Source organism: Halomonas sp. KAO (assembly GCF_015595025.1).
In the GTDB taxonomy this organism is placed as follows: domain Bacteria; phylum Pseudomonadota; class Gammaproteobacteria; order Pseudomonadales; family Halomonadaceae; genus Halomonas.
Map to the genome: position 1 here is coordinate 357,354 of NZ_JADNRL010000019.1, position 21,060 is coordinate 378,413.

A 21,060-nucleotide genomic window follows, 5' to 3' on the forward strand; every position below is an offset into this window, starting at 1 on the left:
TCCTGGCGGGGCTTTGTGGTTTCTGACGTCTCCACGCAGGAGCTCGATTTATCGCGTGATGGTTTCAATCGCCGGTATGCCGGGCCACCGATAAATCCGGCTCCTACGTCTGATCCGGCGCAGCCGGATCAGCGCAGGCTCATGATCCGCCAGCCGCGGGTCTCGGCGGCCTCGCGCAGGGTGTCGTCGGGGTCGACGGCCACCGGGTACTCGACGACCTCCAGCAGCGGCAGGTCATTGTGAGAGTCGCTGTAGAACCAGGCCTCGTCGAGGGTCAGGTCCTTGTCGCTCAGCCACTCATCCAGACGCTTTACCTTGCCCTCGCGGTAGCTTGGGGTGCCGCTCACCTTGCCGGTGTAGTGCCCGTCGAGGATCTCGGGCTCCACCGCGATCAGGTCATCGACCCCCAGGCGCTCGGCGATGGGGCCGGTGATAAAGCGGTTGGTGGCGGTGATGATCAGCAGGGTGTCGCCCCTGGAGCGGTGGCGGGCCAGCAGCTCCTCCCCCTTGGGCAGGATGTTCGGCTCGATCTTGCTGGCCATGAACTGCTGATGCCAGGCGGCGAGCTGCTCCGGGCTGTTCTCGGCCAGGGGCCTGAGCGCCACCTCGAGAAACGCCTGGATATCCAGGGTGCCGGCCTCGTAATCGGCCATGAAGCGGTCGTTGGCCTCGCGGTAGGCCACTGGGTCGACGGCGCCCTGCTCGAGCAGGAACTCGCCCCAGGCATGATCGCTGTCGATCGACAGCAGAGTGTTGTCCAGGTCGAAGATGGCCAGACTCACAGAGACTCTCCAGGGTTGCTGACGGGATGGGGGAAAGCCGGCGATTATGGCAGATGCCGTGTTTCGCTGCATCTTGCGGCGGAAGGCGTATTGATGCGCTTCACGGCCTTGTGGAAGAATGGCTGCAATACTGGTTTCAACAAGGTGAAGTCCGTGATCGACGCTGACGGCTTTCGCCCCAACGTTGGCATCATCATCGCCAACGACCAGGGGCAGCTGCTTTGGGCGCGTCGTGTAGGGCAGAATGCGTGGCAGTTCCCCCAGGGAGGCATCAAGTCTGACGAGACACCCAAACAGGCGCTATTTCGAGAGCTCCACGAGGAGATCGGCCTGACGGCCGAAGACGTCGAGATTCTTGCCTGCACCCGGGGTTGGCTACGTTATCGCCTGCCGCGACGCATGATTCGCACGCATTCCAGGCCGGTGTGTATCGGCCAGAAACAGAAGTGGTTCCTGCTCCGGATCCGCTGTCAGGAGAGCCAGATCTGCATGGATCTCTCCGAGAAGCCGGAGTTCGACGGCTGGCGCTGGGTCAGCTACTGGCACCCGCTGGCCCAGGTGGTGCCCTTCAAGCGAGAGGTGTACCGCCGTGCCCTGAAGGAGCTTTCGCCGCGGGCCCAACGCCTGGCGCTGGGCCATGGTTAGTCCACCTGGAGGGCTGAGCCCCGACCGCAACACACGATAACAGCGCGATACGACAGCGCTAACCAACAACAGGGATACCCACTCGACATGCTCGAGGTCTTGCGCCGCATCATCCAGGAAGTCAACGGGGCCCGCAGCCTGGAGGCGGCGCTCTCTACCATGGTGCGGCGCATTCGCAAGGCGATGCAGACCGATGTCTGCTCCTTCTATCTCTTCGATGAAGAGATAGATCGCCTGGTGCTGATGGAGACCATCGGCCTGCGCAGCCAGGCGGTGGGGCAGGTGAGCCTGCCCGTCGGCGAGGGCCTGGTGGGGCTGGTGGCCATGCGGGAGGAGCCGCTCAATCTCGAGGACGCCCAGGCGCATCCACAATTTCGCTACTTCGAATCCACCGGCGAGGAGCGCTACTCCAGTTTCCTCGGCGTGCCCATCATCCACCAGCGCCGCATGCTCGGCGTGCTGGTGGTACAGCAGGCCGAGAAACGCCGCTACGGCGAGGAGGACGAGGCGTTTCTGGTGACCATGGCCGCTCAACTGGGTGGCGTGCTGGCCCATGCCCTGGTCACCGGCAACCTGACCCGGCCTGGCCTGCAGGGGCAGGTGCAGTTCAAGGGCGTGGCCGCCTCGCCGGGCATGGCGATCGGCGAGGCGGTGGTGATCGCCGCCCCCGCCGACCTCGACAGCGTGCCCGACCTGATCCCGACCGACGCCGAATACGAGATCGCCCGCCTCAATGAGGCGATAGATCGCGTGCGCGAGGAGATCCGCGCCGCCGGCGCCCGCCTGGCCAGCCGCATCTCGGCCCAGGAGCTGGCGCTGTTCGAGGTCTACCAGCAGATGCTCAGCGAGACGGCGCTCTCCCAGGAGGTGGAGAAGCGCATCCGCGAGGGACAGTGGGCCCCGGGCGCCCTGGCCGATGTGGTCAAACGCCATGTGCAGTACCTGGAACGCGTCGATGATGACTATCTGCGTGAGCGTTCGGCGGATGTGCGCGACCTGGGGCGTCGGGTGCTGGCCCACCTGCAGGAGGAGACCCCCCAGACTCCCCGGATCTACCCCGAGCGCACCATCCTGGTGGGTGACGAGCTGAGCGCGGCGCTGCTCGGTGAGGTGCCGCGCGACAAGCTGGTCGGCCTGGTCTCGGTGCGCGGTTCGAGCACCTCGCATGTGGCGATTCTGGCGCGTGCCATGGGCATTCCCACGGTGCTGGGCATGGTCGACCTGCCGCTGCCGAGGCTCTCCGGCGAGCAGCTGATCCTCGATGGCCACCGTGGGCGGTTATACATGCGTCCCGGTGCCGACCTGCTGACCCACTACGAGGGCATGATCAGCGAGGAGGCGGCGTTGGCCGAGGTGCTCGAGCACGAGCAGCACCTGCCCAGCTGCACCCCGGATGGCCACGCCATGCCGTTGATGGTCAACACCGGCCTGGCGGTGGACGCGGTGGCCTCGCTCAAGCCGCGTATCAGCGGGGTGGGGCTCTACCGCACCGAGGTGCCCTTCATGGTCACCGAACGCTTCCCCGGCGAGCAGGAGCAGACCCGCCTCTATCGTGACCAGCTCGAGAGCTTTGCCCCCCTGCCGGTGGTCATGCGCACCCTGGATATCGGTGGCGACAAGGACCTGCCCTACTTTCCCATCGAGGAGGCCAACCCCTTCCTCGGCTGGCGGGGAATCCGCGTCACCCTCGATCACCCCGAGGTGCTGATGGTCCAGCTGCGCGCCATGTTGCGTGCCTCCCAGGGGCTCGACAACCTGCAGATACTGCTGCCCATGATCACCAATGTCGACGAGGTCGACACCGCCCAGCGTTTGATCAAACGCGCCATCGTCGAGTTGAGCGAGGAGGGTGTGGTGGTGCCGCAGCCCAGGGTGGGGGTGATGATCGAGGTGCCGGCCACGCTCTACCAGCTCGATGCCCTGGCCGCGCGGGCCGATTTCTTCTCGGTCGGCAGCAATGACCTGACCCAGTACCTGCTGGCGGTGGATCGCAACAACCCGCGGGTCGCCGACCTCTATGACGCCTGCCATCCCGCGGTGCTCTCCGCCATGGCCCTGCTGGCCAGCGAGTCGCGCCGGCTCGAGATGCCGGTCTCGGTGTGCGGTGAGCTGGCCGGTGACCCTGCCGGTGCGATCCTGTTGATGGGCATGGGCTTCGGCGCACTCTCCATGAACGCCCCCAGTCTGCCGCGGGTACGCGCCGCCATCCGTCGGGTACCGCTCAAGGATGCTCGGGAGCTGGTCGACCAGACCCTGCGCCTCGATAGCCCCGACGAGGTGCGCCGCCATCTCAATCAACGCATTGGCGAATGGGAGCTCGCCCACCTGATGCCGCCGCGGGATTGATCGCCCGATAAATCGGGCTCCTACAGGGTGGTATGCCTCCGGCCTCGTGGTATGGCCTCCTGTCTGGTAGGCGCGCGATGTATCACGTGATGGCCCACCGATCGCCCGATAATTCGGGCTCCTGCAAGTTGGTATGCCCCCGGCCTCGTAGGAGCGCGATTTATCGCGCGATCAAAAAGGTCTCGCCCTCGGCTTTGCCCCCTGGCCCGAAGCGTTTCTCACCGATCTCCATGCGGCCGCTGGCGTGCCAGTTCAGCCAGGTCGTGGCGCGGGTGCCATAGGTGTCGCCGATGATAAAGGGCGAGGAGAGGGTGCGCTCCAGCTCGAGCCCCACGCCGGTATCCGGCAGGTTGTGGTCATCGGCGGGGCGCGAGTCGGCCATCGCCGCCAGGGCATCATCGGGCCAGCGCCCATGCCGAAGGGCGTGGCCGAGCCCCCGGCGGGCCTCGATCAACTTCGGCCAGGGGGTGTTAAGGGCGGCATTGGAGAGGCCGTGGAGGCCGGGCGGGACCTCGCGCAGCCAGGCCCCTTCGAAACCGCGGTGCAGGTGCCACAATCGTTTGCCATCGCCGGCCAGCAGATTGAAGCCGGCATAGCGCAGCGCCTCGCCACGCTCCAGGTGTGCCAGCCAGTCGCCGAGCTCGGGCTGGGTCAAGGCGTCATGGACCAGGCCGCCGCGACTCGGCGCACCGTCGGGCACTCTCAGGCGCGGGTCGCGCACATTGGTGACCGCGGCGAAGCGCCCTCGGCGGTGAACCGCCAGCCAGGTGCCGCCGGCTTCCAGGTCGCGTCCGCCGACAATATCGGGGGCGTCGTCCCAGACGGCCAGCGGGGCGGCGGGGCGGGCGTGGAATTCATCGCGGTTGGCGACCAGGCGCAGTGGCCAGGCGTCGCCCGGGCGATGGTCGAAGGCAATCAGGCACATGCGGCCAGCTTAGCGGCTCGGCACCGGGCGGGGAACCCCGCGATGACAGCGGCCACGGGCCGGCGTACACTCAGCCCCCACCCCGATAACGGCAAACAGGACGCATGCGAGACGAGGCACGCGGCGCTTGGCGCCCTTCACCCCTTATCATGGCGGCGCTACTGCTCCAGCTGGCCCTGCTGGTCGTCGGTATACTCCTTCTGCTGTATGCCGGCGGTGGAGCCTCGACCTGGCTGATGGCCCTGCTGCTGGGGTCGAGCTTCAATCTGCTACTGGTGGTGCTGCAGCCGTGTCGTTGGGCTCGGGGTCAGCTGAAAGCCCCGGACGAACCGCTAGCCAAGCGGCCAGATGCACACGCCGTGAAGCCGGACACCGTTGCCGAGCCCACGGCGACGGAGGCACGGCTTCGCCGCCAGGTACGTGATCTCCAGGATGATCTCGCCCACCGCAAGCAGAGGCTTTCCCGGCTGATGGCGGGGCGTGAACGGACTCGCGAGTCGTCGCGGCTGAAATCCGACTATCTGAGCCTGATGGGGCGCGAGCTGCGGCGTCTGCGCCTGAGGCTCGACGAACTCGCCAGCGAGCATGCATCAAACCCTGATGCCGATGCCTCCATGGTCGATGAGCTACGCGAGCGTCTTGCCGGAATGAATGAGCTGCTCGAAGGTTTGGTCGGGGAGGGCGGTTCGTCCTCGACGCGGCCGACCGCTCGACAGGGGCGGGTGTTGATCGTCGACGACGGCCCGGTCAACCTGATGCTGGCTCAGCAGGTGCTGGAGCGCGAAGGGCTCAGGGTCACCGCGGTCACCTCGGGGAGCGAGGCCCTGGCGTGTCAGGCGCAGGAACACTTCGACCTGGTGCTGATGGATATCTTTATGGAGGGCATGGACGGCATGGAGACGAGCCGCCGCTGGCGTGAGCAGGAGCGAATCGGACACGTGGCAAGTGGCAGCGTGCTGGTCGCGCTGACCGCCAACGTTAGCGACGATGATCGCCGGCGTTTCATCGAGGCGGGACTGGATGACGTTCTAGCCAAGCCCTATCGCCCCCAGGAGCTGGTCGAGCGGGTCACCCGCTGGCTGCCCGAGCACCTCGCGGAGCCAGAGGCATGAGCACATTATTGCTGGTCTTCGTCGGCTACCTGGCGCTGGGCGCCGTCGCCGGGACCCTGGCCGGGCTGTTCGGGGTCGGGGGAGGGCTGATCATCGTGCCGGCCCTGGTCGTGGCGTTCGGTGTTCAGGGGGTGGCCCCGGAGGTCACCATGCACCTGGCGGTGGGCACCTCGCTTGCCACCATCGTGGTGACCGGCGCCTCCTCGGCCTGGAGTCATTACCATCGCGGCAGCATCCACCGGCAGTGGTTTCTGGCCCTGCTGCCCGGGCTGCTGCTGGGAGCCATTGCCGGCGTATTCGTCGCCGATGGCCTCTCCGCGGGGAGCCTGGGCACCCTGTTCGGGGTATTCGTGCTGGTGATGGCGGTGCGCATGGCCCTCTCGCGCGGCCCCCGCCCCGGCAGCGCGGCACCGGGACGGGCGATCATGGCCGCCGCCGGTGGGGTGATCGGTGGTATCTCGGCACTGTTCGGCATCGGCGGCGGCACCCTCTGCGTGCCCTGGCTGACGCGCTGTGGTGCACCGCTGACCCAGGCCGTGGGCACCTCGGCCGCCTGCGGCATTCCGATTGCCCTGTTTGGCGCGGCTACCTTTGCGGTGCTCGGCTGGGGCAATGCCCTGCTTCCCGCCGGGGCTACCGGCTTCGTGATGTGGCCGGCGTTGCTGGGCATCGTGCTCGCCAGCGTGCCCTGCGCCCGCCTCGGTGTGCTGCTGGCCCACCGTTTGCCCGCTCGTGTACTGCGCCTGGCCTTCGCTGCCCTGCTGGCCTCGGTCGGCCTGACCTTCGTGTTATAGCTTTAAGCTGTAAGTTAAAAGCTATAAGCTCTAAGAAAACCTCTTGCCGCTAGGCTTGGTGTTTATATCTTGGCTTACGGCTTCCAGCGTTTAAGGATTTCCATGCTTTCCTACCCTGATATCGATCCCGTGGCGATCTCCCTTGGCCCCTTCCAGGTGCACTGGTATGGCCTGATGTATGTGGTGGGCTTTGTCGCCGCCTGGCTCCTGGGGCGCCACCGCGCCGCGCGAATCGGCCTGAACCAGGACGATATCGGAGACCTGATCTTCTACGCCGCCCTGGGGGTCGTGCTGGGCGGCCGACTGGGCTATGCGCTCTTCTACGGCCTCGACCAGTGGCTGGCCGATCCATTGTGGATCGTGCGGGTGTGGGATGGCGGCATGAGTTTCCATGGCGGCCTGCTCGGTGTGTTGGTGGCCATGTGGTGGTTTGCCAGGAAGAAGCGGCTGGCGTTCTTCACCCTTACCGATTTCGTGGCCCCGCTGGTGCCCATCGGTCTGGGGGCAGGGCGCATCGGCAACTTCATCAATCGCGAGCTTCCTGGCAGGGTGACCGAGATGCCCTGGGGCATGCCGTTCCCTGGCCTCGGGCCCGAGCCGCGCCACCCTTCGTCGCTTTATGAAGCGGCCCTCGAAGGGGCGGTCCTGTTTATCGTGCTGTGGCTCGTCACCGCCACACCGCGCCGCCGCGGCCTGGCCTCGGGGCTCTTCCTGGTGCTCTATGGCGCCTTCCGCTTCCTGGTGGAGTTCTACCGCCTGCCGGATGCCCATATCGGCTACCTGGCCTTCGGCTGGTTCACCATGGGCATGCTGTTGACGCTGCCGATGATCGCCGCGGGAGTGGCACTGATCGCCTGGTCGCGCCGCCAACCGGTGGATGCCAAGGTGGCGTAGGAGCGCGATTTATCGCGTGATATCCGGCCTCCCATCGCTGAGATGTGGGGCCACCGATCTCGTAGGAGCGCGATTTATCGTGCGATGCGGGGCCTGCCATCGTCACCCCTGGACGTGTAGAATCCGCCTTCCAGCCACCCGCCCCGACGATACCGTGACCGACGATACTCAGCCCGCCTTCGAACAGCCCGCTCTTGAGCAGCCCTATCTCGACCTGATGCGTCAGGTGCTCGACCATGGTGTGGAGCGCGACGATCGCACCGGGGTAGGGACCCGTTCGCTCTTCGGCCACCAGATGCGCTTCGACCTGGCCCGCGGCTTTCCGCTGCTGACCACCAAGAAGCTCCACACCCGCTCGATCTTTCACGAGCTGCTGTGGTTCCTGGCCGGCGACACCAATATCGGCTACCTCAAGGAACATGGCGTTCGTATCTGGGACGAGTGGGCCGATGCCAACGGCGACCTGGGGCCGATCTATGGCTATCAGTGGCGCAGCTGGCCCGATCCGCGCGGTGGCCACGTCGATCAGATCGCGGGTCTGCTCGAGCAGTTGCGGGTCAATCCCCGTTCGCGGCGCCTGATCGTCTCCGCCTGGAACCCCGCCCAGGTCGACGAGATGCAGCTGCCCCCTTGCCACTGCCTGTTCCAGTTCTACGTGGCCGAGGGGCGGCTCTCCTGCCAGCTCTACCAGCGTAGCGCCGATATCTTCCTGGGCGTGCCCTTCAATATCGCCAGCTATGCGCTGCTGACCCAGATGATCGCCCAGGTGGCGGGGCTGGCGCCCGGCGAGTTTATCCACACCCTGGGCGACGCTCACCTCTATCTCAATCATCTGGAGCAAGCCGAGGAGCAGCTGTCGCGCGCGCCGCGCCCGGCGCCCCGTCTGGTGCTCGACCCAGGCGTCAAGGATCTCTTCGATTTTGGCATCGAGCATATCGCCATCGAGGGCTACGACCCTCACCCGCATATCAAGGCGGAGGTCGCCGTATGAGTCAGGCCGAGCCAGTGAGCAATGAGCTTCTTATGGATGACACCCTGGTGCCCATCGCCATGATCGCCGCCATGGATCGCAACCGGGTGATCGGGGTCGACAACGCGCTACCCTGGTACCTGCCCGAGGACCTCAAGTTCTTCAAGCGCATGACCCAGGCCAAGCCGCTGGTGATGGGACGCAAGACCTTCGACTCCATCGGCCGGCCGCTGCCCGGACGTCTGAATATCGTGGTGACCCGCGACCAGAGCTTTCAGCATGACGGTATCCGGGTCTGCCACGATATCGCCTCGGCGCTGACCCTGGCCGACCAGCAGGCGACCATCGACGGGGTGGAGGAGATCATGGTGATGGGGGGCGCCGAGATCTATGCCCAGGCGCTGCCCTACGCCAGCCGCCTCTACCTCACGGAGGTGAATGTCGAGGTGGAGGGCGACGCCCGCTTCCCCGAGATCGACCCCGCCGAGTGGGTTGAGGTCCAACGGGTGGTCGGTAGCCCCGCCGAGGGCCAGCCCGCCTACGATTTCGTGGAGTACCGCCGTCGCGAAGAGTAGCGCCGGGAAAATGTCGGTGCTTGAAGACATTTGTCATGGGCGCGCATCTGGCACAGACTTGATGGCACTGCCTGTATCACAGAGCCTGTGGGAGGAGAACGGTTTGGCCGAGCAACGCGTACATTCGCTGCTGGACGCCCTGGATGGGCGCACCCGATCGCTGCTGGAGCGCCTGGCCCATGAGCGCGGGGCGCGCCGCCACGCCGAAAGTGTGCAGGGCGAGCTGGCCCAGCGGCTCGGCGAACTGGAGCGTCGCCTGGCAGAGGCACAAGCCGCCCACCGTGAACTCGCCGAAGCGCATCGTGAACTGGAGGAGGCGAAGGGCACGCTGGAGGAAGGCCGTCGCAAGCTTGAGGAGCAGTGCCGTGAGCTGGAAGAGGAGTGCCGCGAGCTCGACGAGCAGAACAGCGAGCTGGAGGCCCATAACCGCCATCTCCATGAACGCCTTACCAGCGGCCAGCCCGCCGAGGGTGGCTTTCGCCCCGGGCGCCGCTCCCAGGGCCTCTCCGCATTGATCGGCCACCGCCCGGCGTCAGCCGACTCCTCCACTCCTGCATCTCCGGTGAGCAGGGCCGCGGATACATCCGGCTCCTATCAGGCAGACGTATCAGAAACACCGCAATCGCCGGATAAATCCGGCTCCTACCAGGCGGCCGTATCGGAAACACTGCAATCGCCGATGAGTCGAGCCGCGGATACAACCGGCTCCTGCGAGGCGGGTGTGGCTGACGCTGCCAGGCCCGTCGGAGCCCGAGTTATCGAGCGAAACGAAGAAGTCTCATCACCCTCCGAGGCTTCCAGCCCTCAGGAGGCAAGCGAGCCGCCATCTCCCCAGGCCCTGCTCGGCGAGTGGTATGTGCGCTATCCCGCCGCCTTCTTCAAGGGGCATACCCGCCCCTTGATGGTCGGTATCCACGAGGTACTGGCCAGTCGTGAGCCCTGGCCCGAAAAGCTGGTGCGTCGCGCCCTGGCCTGCTACGTCAACCTGCCGCGTTATCTCAAGGCGATGCGCGAAGGCGCCGAACGCATCGATCTCGACGGTCAGCCCGCCGGAAAGGTAGATGCCCAGGCCGCCAATTACGCTCACCGCAAGCTCGACCATCTGCAGGGTGACAAGCGGAGCGGAAAAGGGCGCAACCACCAGAATCGGCAGCATCAGGGCCCTGGCAAGTCAGCCAAGGGTTCCACCCAGGCGAAGGTTAGGCCAAAGGCTGGGAGCAAGGGCCCAGAACAGGGTGGCACACCGAAAGGGCGTGCCGATGTTCCCGATTCGGCGTCTCACGAGTCGGGCTCCGCGGCAGCGCCGGCCACCATGGAAGAGAAACTCTCGGCCCTGTTGGCCAAGCATAATGGTCGCTGAGGTCTTCTTAAATCTCTGATTTTGTTGTTAATCTGTCTCTAGGTGCCAACGGTATGTCGCGTTGGTAGCCGTTGACTTGTGTTCGTCATATCGGCAAGGCATCATGCAGCAACCGCCGTGAGGCGCGTGTTTACGTAGTTGCAGGAAAGTTCCGTGTTGGGAGGGCAAGAAATAGGAAAACAGTGTTTTTTTCTTCTTGCGTTCCCTCATGACCCGGTATAAGGTTGCTCCTGCGAGCATTGGAATATAACTAAGGCCTTGCCGAAGTGAGGCTCGCACCGGCACCCTTCGCGAAGAAGGTTAGCCGAGACGAGCCGGCGCAGACCGGCCGGGCCTGCCGAATCGCCTGAGAGCGGTCGGCAACAAACGATCGAAACAGACTGCTAGTCAAAGGAACATCATCATGATGAAGAAGACACTGTTAGCGACTGCTATTGCCGGCGCCATGGTTGCCACCGGCGCCCAGGCCGCCACCGTTTACAACCAGGACGGCACTAAGCTGGACCTGTACGGCAATCTTCAGATTGCTTACAAGTCAATCGAGACCGCTCAAAACGATGGCTCCGTCGATGCCGAAGACGAAGTCTTCGATAACGGCTCCACCCTGGGTTTCTCTGGTGAGCATGTGATCAGTCGTGGCCTGACCGGCTACTTCAAGTACGAGTTCGAAGGCGATGCTGACGAAGCCAAGGATGTTGGTGGTCTGAATAGTGGCGATCAGGCCTATATGGGTCTGAAGGGCAACTTCGGTGATGTTCGCCTGGGTTCCTGGGATCCGCTGGTCGATGACTGGATCCAGGATCCGATCACCAATAACGAGTTCTTCGACGTTTCCGACTCCAATAGCCGTATCGTTGGTACCGAGAATACTCGCGAAGGTGACAAGCTGAGCTATATGTCTCCGTCGCTGAATGGCTTCCAGTTCGCCGTTGGCACCCAGTACGAGGGTGATGCTGAGGGTGCTGGTACTGCAACCATTGATCCCTCTACCGGAGGCACTGCAACAGTCACTCAAGATGGTGACAGTAATGCCTCGTTCTTCGGTGGCGTAAAGTATACTGCCGGCGCCTTCTCTATCGCGGCTGTCTATGACAATCTGGACAACAACGACGGTACCTTCACTGGTACGGATGCTGACGGCAACACAATCGGCGGTGACTTCGATGCGGGTGAGCAGTATGGCATCACTGCTCAGTACACCGTTGACACCCTGCGTCTCGCTCTGAAGCTGGAGCGCTTCGAGTCCGATAACGATCTGCTGGCCGACACTAACTACTACGGCCTGGGTGCCCGCTACGGCTACGGCATGGGCGATATCTACGGTGCCTACCAGTACGTCGACGTGGGTGGCGACAACTTCCTCGATACCGCCGATGACGCCTTCACCAGCGGTGACTGGCCCAACGAGCGTGAAGATGAGAGCTATAACGAAGTTGTGATCGGTGCCACTTACAACGTTTCCGACGCCATGTACACCTTTATCGAGGGTGCTTGGTACGACCGTAAAGACGACGAAAAAGATGGCGTTGCCGTGGGTGCCGTCTACCTGTTCTAATCCACTCGGTCGCAGGGCCTGACCCTGCCCCGATGGGTTTCGACATCGAAAGCCGATCCTCCGGGGTCGGCTTTTTTTATTACCGGCATGACCAAGCGAGGTTCCATGAACAAGCCTATCGTGACCGCCGGCCTGCTAAGCCTGGGGCTCGCCCTGGCCGGCTCCCAGGCACTGGCCAGTGAGATGCAGGAGCGCTTCCGCGAATCCGGCAAGCAGCTCGACCTGACCGGCTTTCTGCAGGCAGATAATGACGCCCGCAGCCGCAGCTTCTTTTACGGCGGCGTGCAGGAGCACGACTTCACCGTCAAGGAAGTCGGCACCTATCGTTTCGAAAGCCGGGTGCCGGCCGGGGAGTCCGAGGAGTACCGCATCGAGGCGCTGCTGTTGGACAGGGAGGGGAACGTCCTGGCTCGCAGTGAGGCGCTTGGCCAGAATGGTGGCCTGAGCTTCGAGCAGCGCCTGGAGCCCGGGGACTATGTCCTGCAGGTGCAGGGCAACAAGTTCGGCACGGTGCGCCGCGGCGGCAACAGCTTCTCGGTGAGTGTCGCGGGCGTGGACGTCGACGAAGGCGTTTCGGCCGGCGACGGGATCGCCTTCACCGGCACCAGTCGTGAGGGAGGGCGCAACGCCTTCGTGCGGCGCTCCGACGTGGTGGCCCCGATTGCCGCGCCTGTGGCCAGCGAGTCTGCCGAGGCGTCGCAGCCTGCCCGCGCGCAGGCTCAGCCTTCGACAGCTGAGTCTTCTGCACCTACCACGCCGGCGGCCGCATCGGCCGACAGCCAGGCAGAGACTGGCGCCACCGCGGCGGCCGAGCCGGCCAAGGGCTTCGAGCGGGTCGTCACCGACGTTAAGATCCGCGCCCGCGGCGAGGTGCTGAGCTTCGAGGTGCTGGAAGCGGGCACCGTGGCCATCGCCACCTCCACCTTCCCCGGCAACGAGGGTACCTACCGCATCGAGGCCGAGGTGGTGGATGAGCAAGGGCGCGTGGTGGCAAGCGACGCCGGCGAGGGCTTCGATGGCGACATCGATCTGCGCACCGAACTGCAGCCGGGTCGCTACACCATTCGCGTTAAAGGGCAGAAGTTCGGCTCGGCGATGAGCGGCGTTAACAACTATGAGCTTGAGGTGCGACAGCTGGATCGCCGCTGAGACCGGCATAAGCTGCCGCTCATCTTTGTTTCCCGAGTGAGTGCACGCAACATCCCCGGCTAGACTGGCCGGGGATGTTGCTGTCTAACCTAACCTATGCTCCCCCACCTGTAGCTCGTTATATCGGCGATTTGAATTCCACCCTCAGGGCTCCGTCGTGACGCCTGTTTAACATGTGCCGCCAGCGTACCGTTATCGGCGGGTCTAGAAACTGTACTTGACCATGCCCTGCAGGCGCAGCGCGTCGCCGTCGCGGCCGTCGACCACCTCGCGGGTATGGTAGGCCGCCTCGATGCCGTAGCTGACATGCTGGATCGGCGACCAGATATAGTTCAGATGCACCGCCGCGAACTGCTCGTTGGCGCCCTCCACCCCGGCGATGCCGGCGTCGCGGGCATCATCCAGGTCCGCCTGGGAGATACCGTATCCCAGGTTGATGGCACCCGGGCCGGCGGTCAGGCTCATGCCGATGTTGGCTCCCCAGGCCTCGATGGTCTCGATATTGCTCCCATTCCAGTAGCCCGGAGCCGAAGGGTTGTTCTGCATATATTCGCCGATGCCGTCGCCCCAGGTCAGCGCGCCGCGCAGGGTCAGGGTGTCGCTTGCCGGATAGCGGGCCGCCAGGTTGAGGCCATAGCCGGCGGCGGTGTCATCCATGCCTTCACCATCGACCTCAAGCTGACGGACCATGGCGGCGGCGGAGTAGTGCAGGCCGGCGGCCTGGTTCTGATAGCGCAGGGTTAGATCGGGCAGGCCGGTCTTGGCATCTTTATGTTCGATGTAGACCCCACGCTTGGGATTGAAGTTGGCTGCAACCCCGTCCCGGTAGTCTTCCGGATCCGGATTCTCCAGGGCGATATGCCAGTTGGCCCAGGAGTAGCGCAGCTGCGCCTTGCGACCCACCTTGCTCTGTCCCGGCTGGGGCGCCAGGTCGATGGTCGGGGTCTTGCCCAGCAGGCTGCCGAAGTTGGTCCAGGTCTTGCCTGCCGTGATGCCATTCCAGCTGCCGAAGGCGTGGCGCAGGCGCAGATCGCCACTCTCCGGGGCGTTATCGAACCAGTCCACCTCGACCATGGTGGTCAGCTTGCTGCCACCCATGGGAGTAGCGGTCTTGAAGCCCAGGCGGCTCTGGTAGGCGTGCATGGTGGTATGGCCGTCGCTGCCCTCCTGGCCGTCGATCAGGATGCGCGGCCGTGCGGCCAGATCGCCGAGCTCGTTGTCGACGTCGTAGATCATGTCCAGCTTGGCGTAGCCGTAGACGCTGGCGGTGGTGTCACCCACCTCGAAGTCGACAGCGTGGGAGGCCGAGGCGATGGCCAGCGCCAGGGTGCCGCCGGCGAGCAGCGTGGCGTGTTTGAGGCCGATAGGACCTGTCATTGACTTTTCCTTCTTGCGGGACGCCCGGTGGGCGGAAACGGCTCGGCGACGCGGGCGGGTTTCCTTGATGATTCCGCTTGCCGCCGATGGTTGTCATGCTAACCACCCCGGCGCGCCGGGCCCACTGGCAAGGAGCGGAAAAAGCTTGATATGAGTCAAGGGGAAGAAGGATCTGAGGATTCTGCCGGTATGAGCAGTTAATTCCGTTTAAACAGCGGGTTAAGAAAGAATTAATATCCTGCTCTGGATCATCCTTACGGCGGGAAGGGGCCGGATAAACCAAAAAGCCCCGGCCAGTGGCCGGGGCGAAAGGATCGAAGCGTTCTGCTTGTATTGTCGGGTGTTATTGCCAGCATGGCGGGGCCGGACCCGCCATCGGTCAGCTTGTTAGAAGCTGTACATCACCATGCCCTGGATACGAGTGGCGTCACCGTCATCGCCACCCTTGGTCTCACGGCTCGCCCAGGCGGCTTCGATGCCATATTGGATACGTTCGGCCGGCGACCAGATATAGTTCAGGTAAGCGGTTTCATGGGTGTCGGTGCCATCGATGCCCTCATCGTCGAGGTCGACGGTGGCGACGTTATAGGAGGCGTTGATGGCGCCCGGGCCTGCCTTGATGCTGGCGCCGATGGTACCCCCGGTGCTCTCCAGGGTTTCGAGGTCTCCGTTGTCAGCCAGGTAGGCCGGAGACGTCTGCGGGCTGACGTTCATATAGCCGCCGATGCCGTCGCCGTGGGTAACGCCGGCGCGCAGGGTGACGGCCTCGGATACATTCATGGCGGCTTCCAGGGCGATACCCCAGCCAAAGGCGGAGTCATCGCTTACTGTGGCACCAGCATCTTCTGCCGCATCATACTCGAGCTGGCGCAGTACCGCGGAGGCAGAGTACTTGAAGGGGCCGGAGGCATCGGTATAGCGGGCGATCACATCGGGCAGCTCGCTCTTGGCGGCATCATCTGAGGTCTGGACAACATTATTTTCGGTCTTTTCTGAACCACCTAAAGTATCCGGATCCTCGATGGAGGCCGAGAAGTTGCCGGCGGTATAACGCAGCTGCGGCTGACGCGCCTGGTTGCCGACTCCGGGGGGGCCGCGGAAGTCGATGGACGGCGTGCCGGCCACGAAGCCGTAGAAGTTGGTCCAGGTCTGGCCGGCCAGAATGCCGTCCCAGGAGCCGTAGGCGTGACGCAGGCGGAAGTTGTTGTTTTTGCCGTAGAAGTCGCCCTCGATACGGGTGACCAGGTCGCTGCCGGAGACCGGGGTGGTGGTCTGGAAGCCGATGCGGCTCTGGTAGGCGTGCATATTGAAATGCCCGTCCTGGCTCTCTTCGCCATCCAGCTTGATCTTGCTATGAGTGATGAGGTTGCCCATATCGGCATCCACATCATAGATGATATCCAGTTTGGCATAGCCGTAGACGCTGGCCTTGGTATCGCCGACTTCAAAATCCACTGCGTGGGAGGCGCTCGCTACGGCCAGTGCCAGGGCAGAGGCGGTAAAGATCGAGGCCTGCTTCACTTTATTGTGTTGGGTCACGTGCGTTGTTCCTTGAATCACTTGGCCGTGAAGGCCGGCTTTATAGTGTTGTTCCTGCGGTGCACGCCAATAGGGAAAATTGGCATGCAGCTGACGTAAACGTCAGGACGAAGTTAGCGAGACGCAGCGTTGATAACAACGCCATAGGGGTTTAAGGCGACTAAAGTTGTAGGAACTTTGCCGGCGGCTATCCCGACATCGACCACAGCGGCCCGACGGGTCTCTTGATCGAGTGGAGCAGTTCGAGGAGGTCAGTCGTGCCCTGCGGGGCATTCTGATAGGCAGCTAATAAATAGTCGGGAGTGACCAGAACAGTCAGATGCTACAGGTAGCAGGCAGGAAGTGGCGCCCCCATCAGGATTCGAACCTGAGACCTTCCCCTTAGGAGGGGGACGCTCTATCCAGCTGAGCTATGGGGGCAACACGCGGCGCATTATAGAGAAATGCGCCGCCGAGGGGAACCGGCAGCAAGGTGTCATCGTCGATAGATGCCGTCTCGGATTGCAGCGATTCGAGGTGTTATGGATATGAGCCGGAGGCGGCTTGCGGGTAGAATGCCGGCATCTTCGTACAAGGTCGCTCCATGACAGTCCCTTCGTCTCCGCCTCCATCGTCTCCGCTCTCCATCCATGGTGATCGACACTTCGACGGCCTGGCCGACAAGTTTGCCGCGAGCCTCTATGGCGGCGTGCGCGGTGAGCTGCGCCTGGCGCTGCTCGACCGTCTGCTGCCGGAGATGCTCGGCCTGCGCGGCCAGCCGCTCCTCGACGTTGGCGGCGGCCTGGGTCAGCTGAGCGGCTGGTTTGCCGAGCGGGGTCATCCGGTCACCCTGGCCGAGCCCTCCGCCGAGATGCTCGAACGGGCTCGTGAGACGCTCCTGGAAACATCAGCCGAGCGCGGGATCACCTTCGTTCCGGCGCCGCTGCAGGCGCTTCCCGAGCAGGCCCCCGGGCCCTGGTCGCTGATCGCCTGCCATGCGGTGCTCGAATGGCTGGGCGACCCGCGGGCGGCACTGGCCACCCTGGCCGGCCTGCTGGCCCCGGGCGGGCAGCTCTCGTTGATGGTCTTCAACCGCGATGCCCTGCGCTTCTCCAATGTGGTCAAGGGTAACCTGCAGAAGGCCCTGGATGACCGCCTGGAGGGCAAGGGGCTGCGTCGTCGACTGACGCCGATCTCGCCGCTGACACATGCTCAGATCATGACCTGGAGCGCTGAGCTGGGCCTGGAGGTGCACGAGGTGGCGGGCATTCGAGTCTTCCATGACTATCTGCGCAGCCCCCCGCAGACTGATGACGACCGCGAGCGGCTGCTCGAGCTCGAATGGCGCTACTGCCGGGTCGACCCCCACTGGCGGTTGGGCCGCTATCTGCTCTATACCCTGGTGCGGCCCGGCTCTTCCACTCCACCGGCCTCTTCAACAATTTCTTCACAAAACCAGGAGCCCCTGTGATGCATGCCGAGACACCACGCGCCGAGAATCCGGTCTGCCAGCTGCTGGAGCGCCAGGCCGCCGACTACCGCGGTTGGTGGTGGGTGGCGCCGCCACGGGACGCCTGGCTGGAGGCAGGGCAGGGCGTGGCGATCAGTGCGGATCTGAGCCTGCGCGAGGCGTGGCAGGCCGTCGGTGGGGTCGCTCATTCGCCCTTTGCGCCCGAGCTTGTTGATGACGAGCTTGGCCCGGCCGGGGTGGTGCTGTTCTGGCCCAAGAGTCATGCCCTGGGCGAGTGGTGGCTGCTGTGGTTGTGCGCGACTCTGCCCGAGGGCACGCCGCTACAGCTGGTGGGCGAGAACCAGGGCGGCATCAAACGGGTACTCAAGGTGTTGGCCGCCCTCGGGTTGGGCTGCCGCAAGCTCGACAGCGCGCGGCGCTGCTCGCTGTTCGAGAGCCGTCTCGGCCGCGTGGAGATCGATCCGGCGGCGGCCTGGACCACCTTCGATGCCGGTCTGGAGGGCGAGCCGTTGACCCTGGCCAGCCACCCGGGAGTATTCGGCCATGGCAAGCTCGACGATGGCACCCGGCTGCTGCTGGAGACCCTGCCCGGCACCCTGCCGTTCGAGGGCCGCGAGCTTCTGGATATGGGCTGCGGTGACGGTATCCTCGCCACCTGGCTGGCACGCCGGGGAGCGCGGGCCAGTGCCGTGGATGTCAACGCCTTCTCGGTGGAGGCGACCCGGCGCAGCCTGGCGACCAATGAGCTGGCCGGCGAGGTGCTGGAGAGTGACGTCTACTCGGCGCTGGCGGAGCGTCAGTTCGATGCCATCATCAGCAACCCGCCGTTTCATCAGGAGCGCGCCGTCGATTATGGCCCCGCGGCGCGGCTGATCGGCGAGGCGCCGGCGCACCTGCGCCCCGGCGGTGCCTTGATCATCGTGGCCAACGCCTTCCTGCCCTATCCGGATCGGCTCGAGCGAGCCTTCGGCAGCTTCGAGATCCTCGCCGACGATCGTCGCTATCGGGTCTATCGCGCCATCAAGCGCTGATCAGGCCTGTGGGTCGCGATAGTCGATCTCGGTGATGATATAGGTGGTCTCGCCACCGGGGGCAGCCACCGTGACCTCCTCGTCCAGGGGCTTGCCGAGCAGCGCCTTGGCCAGCGGCGAGTCGACGCTGATCCAGTGCTTGTCGGGGGCGATCTCGTCGTGGCCGACGATGCGGATGCGTATTTCCTCGCCCTCTTCATCCTCCAGGGTGACGAAGGCGCCGAAGTAGACCTTGCCGGTATCCGCCGGCAGCCGGTCCACCACCGTCAGCTCGTCGAGCCGCTTGGTCAGATAGCGAATGCGCGCGATGACTCGGTTCAGCTCCTTCTTGTTGTACGTATAGTCGGCGTTCTCCGAGCGGTCGCCCAGGGCCGCCGCCTCGCCCACCTTGGTGGAGAGGGCGGGGCGCTTGACCCGCGAGAGATGGTCGAGGATGCCGCGCAGCCGCTCGGCGCCCTCGGCGGTGATCAGGTGGCTCTTGGGTTCCTGACGTGGATCCTTGGCCGGGTCGCGCCAACGGGTCATGTTGCGGCCTTTCATAAGGTACCTCGTGATTCATTGCCTGTCGGTATCTGGCGGGAACATACGCCAAGCGAATGGCGAAGGCCAAGATGGAAGCGACTGGCGAATGATTCAAACGTTCGTTACATTCGGGAGTGGGATCACAATACCAACACCCGAAGGAGAGCCGAGATGATACGACGTCGACTGCTGACAAGCGCCATGGGGCTGGGCGTCAGCCTGAGCCTGGTGGTGCTTCCCATGACGGCCGCCCAGGCCTGGGAGGCGCGGGTGGAAGGCATGAAGAACCACTGGGAGCGGGTGGTGACCGAACAGCCCGAGGGCGAGCGCGCCGATGGCCTCAAGGCCCTGGCCGGCCAGGCCGAGCGGCTGGTGGAGGAGCACCCGGATGCGGCGGTGCCGTTGGTGTGGCAGGGCATCATCGAGGCCTCCTGGGCGCGGGAGCGTAGCGGCCTTGGGGCGCTCTCCAGTGCCAAGAGCGCCCGCGCCGCCCTGGAGCGGGCGGTCGAGCTCGACCCTCAGGGACACAATGGCTCCGCCTACGTCACCCTGGGCGCGCTCTACGATCGCGTGCCGGGTGGCCTGATTGGCTTCGGCGACAGCGAGACCGCCGAGCGCATGTTCCAGCAGGCCCTGGCGATTCGTCCCGATGGTATCGACGTCAACTTCTACTATGCCGCCTTCCTCAAGGAGGAAGGGCGCCTGGACGAGGCCCGCGAGCATGCCCGGCGCGCCGTGGAAGGGCAGGCTCGGCCGTCTCGCACGGCCTCCGACGAGGCGCTGCGCGACGAGGCCCGCGAGCTGCTGACCAGTCTCTGAGGGCTCAGGGCTATCGCGATTGGCTGTGGCAGTCGTTGACCAGGCATGACGTTCAAGGTTGGCATCCCCGGTGTCGATCACGATAATGGGGCCTTTCCTGTGACCGGAGAGCGCCATGCGTGACCCGCGCGAGATACCGGATCTGGCTTCCGCACACTTCACCCGTGCCGATGTGGAACTTGTCGAGCGGCGTTGCCTCCATCAGGGCTTCTTCCGTCTGGAAGCCCTGCATCTGCGCCACCGCCTGTTCCAGGGTGGCTGGAGCGAGCCCATGGTGCGCGAGGTGCACCAGCGCCACGACGCCGTGGGAGTACTGCTCTACGACCCCGAGCGCGATGCGGTGGTGCTGGTGGAGCAGTTCCGCGCCGGAGCCATCGATGATCCCGAGTCTCCCTGGAAGCTCGAGGTCGTCGCGGGCCTGGTGGAGCGGGGCGAGAGCGTTGCCGATGTCGCGCGCCGTGAATGCCTGGAGGAGGCGGGGTGCGAGGTGGGCGAGCTGATCGAGCTGCACACCTACTATCCCAGCCCCGGCGCCTGCAACGAGCGGGTCACCCTGCTCTGTGGCCTGGTCGACAGCCGCGGCCTCGGCGGGGTGCACGGCCTGGACGAGGAGCACGAGGACATTCGCGTGCACGTGCTGTCGTTTGCGCGGGCCTGGGAACTCCTGCAGGCTGGACGACTCGACAATGCCATGTGCCTGATCGCCTTCCACTGGCTGGCCGGCGAACGGGCCTCATTGCGAGCGAGGAGGTAGCGTGCCGACGAGAAGCGCCTATGTGACCGATCTGAAGAGCCTGCAGGGCGAGTGCAGCGCCAACTATCTGCGGCTGCTGCGCCTGATGGGTGAGCTTGCGCCCGGTGAGAGCCGTGAGGTGGAGCTGGTGAGCCATGGCCACCGTGTCGGCCAGCTGTGCCTCAAGCTGCAGGAGCGCGCGCCCTATACCAGCATCGTGCGGGTCACTCAGCGCGGCATCCTCGACGACTACCTCGAGACGCCTCGCATGCGTGTACATCTCTATCATGATGCACGCATGGCCGAGGTCACCGACTTCCAGCGCCAGCGCCACTTCCACGGCCGCTATCGCTACCCCAATGCCCAGATGCACCAGCCGGACGAGAAACTGCAGCTCAACCGCTTCCTCGGCGAGTGGCTCGAGCACGGCCTGGCCCACGGCCACTCCCTCGACGTGCCAGAGCTGCGCTAAGCGGCTGACA

20 protein-coding genes and 1 tRNA gene are annotated in these 21,060 nt (G+C 64.6%); 15 read left to right on the plus strand and 6 right to left on the minus strand.

Features of this window, described 5'->3' with window-relative positions:
• Positions 1-128 precede the first annotated feature (128 nt).
• Positions 129-782 (minus strand): HAD family hydrolase, encoded by a 654-nt coding sequence (locus IOC61_RS07890; protein WP_195688306.1) that lies wholly within the window; start codon positions 780-782, stop codon positions 129-131.
• Between the two features lie 153 nt (positions 783-935).
• Between IOC61_RS07890 and IOC61_RS07895 the strand changes: the two genes are divergently transcribed.
• Both IOC61_RS07895 and ptsP read left to right on the plus strand, forming a co-directional pair.
• Complete coding sequence (locus tag IOC61_RS07895) at positions 936-1,427, plus strand: RNA pyrophosphohydrolase (protein ID WP_299235954.1); 492 nt, start codon at positions 936-938, stop codon at positions 1,425-1,427.
• Positions 1,428-1,514: 87 nt separating this feature from the next.
• Positions 1,515-3,773 carry a phosphoenolpyruvate--protein phosphotransferase gene (ptsP, locus tag IOC61_RS07900; protein ID WP_195688308.1) on the plus strand — a complete coding sequence of 753 codons (2,259 nt, stop codon included), beginning with the start codon at positions 1,515-1,517 and terminating at the stop codon, positions 3,771-3,773.
• Between the two features lie 160 nt (positions 3,774-3,933).
• Here the strand turns inward: ptsP and IOC61_RS07905 are convergent, their stop codons facing one another.
• Positions 3,934-4,698, minus strand: a complete 765-nt coding sequence (locus IOC61_RS07905) for an NRDE family protein (protein ID WP_195688309.1) — start codon at positions 4,696-4,698, stop codon at positions 3,934-3,936.
• A 104-nt stretch (positions 4,699-4,802) separates the two neighbouring features.
• Between IOC61_RS07905 and IOC61_RS07910 the strand changes: the two genes are divergently transcribed.
• From IOC61_RS07910 to IOC61_RS07945, 8 genes are all read left to right on the plus strand, one after another.
• Complete coding sequence (locus IOC61_RS07910; RefSeq protein ID WP_195688310.1) at positions 4,803-5,810, plus strand: response regulator; 1,008 nt, start codon at positions 4,803-4,805, stop codon at positions 5,808-5,810.
• A complete protein-coding gene (locus tag IOC61_RS07915; protein ID WP_195688311.1) occupies positions 5,807-6,604 on the plus strand; it encodes a sulfite exporter TauE/SafE family protein in 798 nt (265 codons plus the stop codon). Before IOC61_RS07910 ends, IOC61_RS07915 begins: the two co-directional genes overlap by 4 nt.
• Before the next feature lie 102 nt (positions 6,605-6,706).
• Entirely contained in the window at positions 6,707-7,498 is a 792-nt protein-coding gene (gene lgt / locus IOC61_RS07920; protein WP_195688312.1) for a prolipoprotein diacylglyceryl transferase, read from the plus strand.
• A gap of 217 nt (positions 7,499-7,715) precedes the next feature.
• Positions 7,716-8,489 carry a thymidylate synthase gene (locus IOC61_RS07925; protein ID WP_229333050.1) on the plus strand — a complete coding sequence of 258 codons (774 nt, stop codon included), beginning with the start codon at positions 7,716-7,718 and terminating at the stop codon, positions 8,487-8,489.
• Positions 8,490-8,521: 32 nt separating this feature from the next.
• Positions 8,522-9,043, plus strand: a complete 522-nt coding sequence (locus IOC61_RS07930) for a dihydrofolate reductase (protein WP_229332995.1) — start codon at positions 8,522-8,524, stop codon at positions 9,041-9,043.
• 103 nt (positions 9,044-9,146) lie between these two features.
• Entirely contained in the window at positions 9,147-10,403 is a 1,257-nt protein-coding gene (locus tag IOC61_RS17635) for a ProQ/FINO family protein (RefSeq protein WP_229332996.1), read from the plus strand.
• Between the two features lie 403 nt (positions 10,404-10,806).
• The gene (locus IOC61_RS07940) at positions 10,807-11,958 is read left to right on the plus strand and encodes a porin (protein WP_324254703.1); all 1,152 of its coding nucleotides are present in this window, start codon (positions 10,807-10,809) and stop codon (positions 11,956-11,958) included.
• Between the two features lie 105 nt (positions 11,959-12,063).
• Positions 12,064-13,107 carry a hypothetical protein gene (locus IOC61_RS07945; protein ID WP_195688314.1) on the plus strand — a complete coding sequence of 348 codons (1,044 nt, stop codon included), beginning with the start codon at positions 12,064-12,066 and terminating at the stop codon, positions 13,105-13,107.
• A 204-nt stretch (positions 13,108-13,311) separates the two neighbouring features.
• Here IOC61_RS07945 and IOC61_RS07950 read toward each other — a convergent pair whose 3' ends face one another.
• The 3 genes from IOC61_RS07950 to IOC61_RS07960 all read right to left on the minus strand — a co-directional run bounded on the left by IOC61_RS07950 (position 13,312) and on the right by IOC61_RS07960 (position 16,443).
• On the minus strand, positions 13,312-14,484 hold the full coding sequence (locus IOC61_RS07950) for a hypothetical protein (RefSeq protein ID WP_195688315.1): 1,173 nt from the start codon (positions 14,482-14,484) through the stop codon (positions 13,312-13,314).
• A gap of 387 nt (positions 14,485-14,871) precedes the next feature.
• Positions 14,872-16,023: a DcaP family trimeric outer membrane transporter gene (locus tag IOC61_RS07955; protein WP_324254704.1), complete on the minus strand. Its 1,152-nt coding sequence runs from the start codon at positions 16,021-16,023 to the stop codon at positions 14,872-14,874.
• Positions 16,024-16,366: 343 nt separating this feature from the next.
• Positions 16,367-16,443: transfer RNA gene (locus IOC61_RS07960), tRNA-Arg, on the minus strand.
• Between the two features lie 163 nt (positions 16,444-16,606).
• Between IOC61_RS07960 and IOC61_RS07965 the strand changes: the two genes are divergently transcribed.
• Both IOC61_RS07965 and IOC61_RS07970 read left to right on the plus strand, forming a co-directional pair.
• Positions 16,607-17,473, plus strand: a complete 867-nt coding sequence (locus tag IOC61_RS07965) for a methyltransferase domain-containing protein (protein WP_195688316.1) — start codon at positions 16,607-16,609, stop codon at positions 17,471-17,473.
• Positions 17,473-18,504 carry a methyltransferase gene (locus IOC61_RS07970; protein ID WP_195688317.1) on the plus strand — a complete coding sequence of 344 codons (1,032 nt, stop codon included), beginning with the start codon at positions 17,473-17,475 and terminating at the stop codon, positions 18,502-18,504. The genes IOC61_RS07965 and IOC61_RS07970 overlap by 1 nt, the downstream gene beginning before the upstream one ends.
• On the opposite strand, the gene greB is transcribed toward IOC61_RS07970, so the two are convergent.
• Positions 18,505-19,044, minus strand: a complete 540-nt coding sequence (gene greB / locus IOC61_RS07975) for a transcription elongation factor GreB (RefSeq protein ID WP_195688318.1) — start codon at positions 19,042-19,044, stop codon at positions 18,505-18,507.
• Between the two features lie 153 nt (positions 19,045-19,197).
• Between greB and IOC61_RS07980 the strand changes: the two genes are divergently transcribed.
• From IOC61_RS07980 to IOC61_RS07990, 3 genes are all read left to right on the plus strand, one after another.
• Positions 19,198-19,845: a tetratricopeptide repeat protein gene (locus IOC61_RS07980; protein ID WP_195688319.1), complete on the plus strand. Its 648-nt coding sequence runs from the start codon at positions 19,198-19,200 to the stop codon at positions 19,843-19,845.
• A 115-nt stretch (positions 19,846-19,960) separates the two neighbouring features.
• Complete coding sequence (locus IOC61_RS07985) at positions 19,961-20,599, plus strand: NUDIX domain-containing protein (RefSeq protein WP_195688320.1); 639 nt, start codon at positions 19,961-19,963, stop codon at positions 20,597-20,599.
• A 1-nt stretch (position 20,600) separates the two neighbouring features.
• Positions 20,601-21,050 (plus strand): DUF1249 domain-containing protein, encoded by a 450-nt coding sequence (locus IOC61_RS07990; RefSeq protein ID WP_195688321.1) that lies wholly within the window; start codon positions 20,601-20,603, stop codon positions 21,048-21,050.
• Positions 21,051-21,060 lie beyond the last annotated feature (10 nt).

Coding starts and splice junctions, on each gene's coding strand:
- IOC61_RS07980 (WP_195688319.1), top strand. CDS start 19,198: ATGATACGACGTCGACTGCTGACAAGCGCCATGGGGCTGGGCGTCAGC.
- IOC61_RS07905 (WP_195688309.1), bottom strand. CDS start 4,698: ATGTGCCTGATTGCCTTCGACCATCGCCCGGGCGACGCCTGGCCACTG.
- IOC61_RS07970 (WP_195688317.1), top strand. CDS start 17,473: ATGCATGCCGAGACACCACGCGCCGAGAATCCGGTCTGCCAGCTGCTG.
- IOC61_RS07910 (WP_195688310.1), top strand. CDS start 4,803: ATGCGAGACGAGGCACGCGGCGCTTGGCGCCCTTCACCCCTTATCATG.
- greB (WP_195688318.1), bottom strand. CDS start 19,044: ATGAAAGGCCGCAACATGACCCGTTGGCGCGACCCGGCCAAGGATCCA.
- IOC61_RS07925 (WP_229333050.1), top strand. CDS start 7,716: ATGCGTCAGGTGCTCGACCATGGTGTGGAGCGCGACGATCGCACCGGG.
- IOC61_RS07930 (WP_229332995.1), top strand. CDS start 8,522: ATGGATGACACCCTGGTGCCCATCGCCATGATCGCCGCCATGGATCGC.
- IOC61_RS07985 (WP_195688320.1), top strand. CDS start 19,961: ATGCGTGACCCGCGCGAGATACCGGATCTGGCTTCCGCACACTTCACC.
- IOC61_RS07950 (WP_195688315.1), bottom strand. CDS start 14,484: ATGACAGGTCCTATCGGCCTCAAACACGCCACGCTGCTCGCCGGCGGC.
- IOC61_RS07915 (WP_195688311.1), top strand. CDS start 5,807: ATGAGCACATTATTGCTGGTCTTCGTCGGCTACCTGGCGCTGGGCGCC.
- IOC61_RS07945 (WP_195688314.1), top strand. CDS start 12,064: ATGAACAAGCCTATCGTGACCGCCGGCCTGCTAAGCCTGGGGCTCGCC.
- IOC61_RS07965 (WP_195688316.1), top strand. CDS start 16,607: ATGACAGTCCCTTCGTCTCCGCCTCCATCGTCTCCGCTCTCCATCCAT.
- lgt (WP_195688312.1), top strand. CDS start 6,707: ATGCTTTCCTACCCTGATATCGATCCCGTGGCGATCTCCCTTGGCCCC.
- IOC61_RS07940 (WP_324254703.1), top strand. CDS start 10,807: ATGATGAAGAAGACACTGTTAGCGACTGCTATTGCCGGCGCCATGGTT.
- ptsP (WP_195688308.1), top strand. CDS start 1,515: ATGCTCGAGGTCTTGCGCCGCATCATCCAGGAAGTCAACGGGGCCCGC.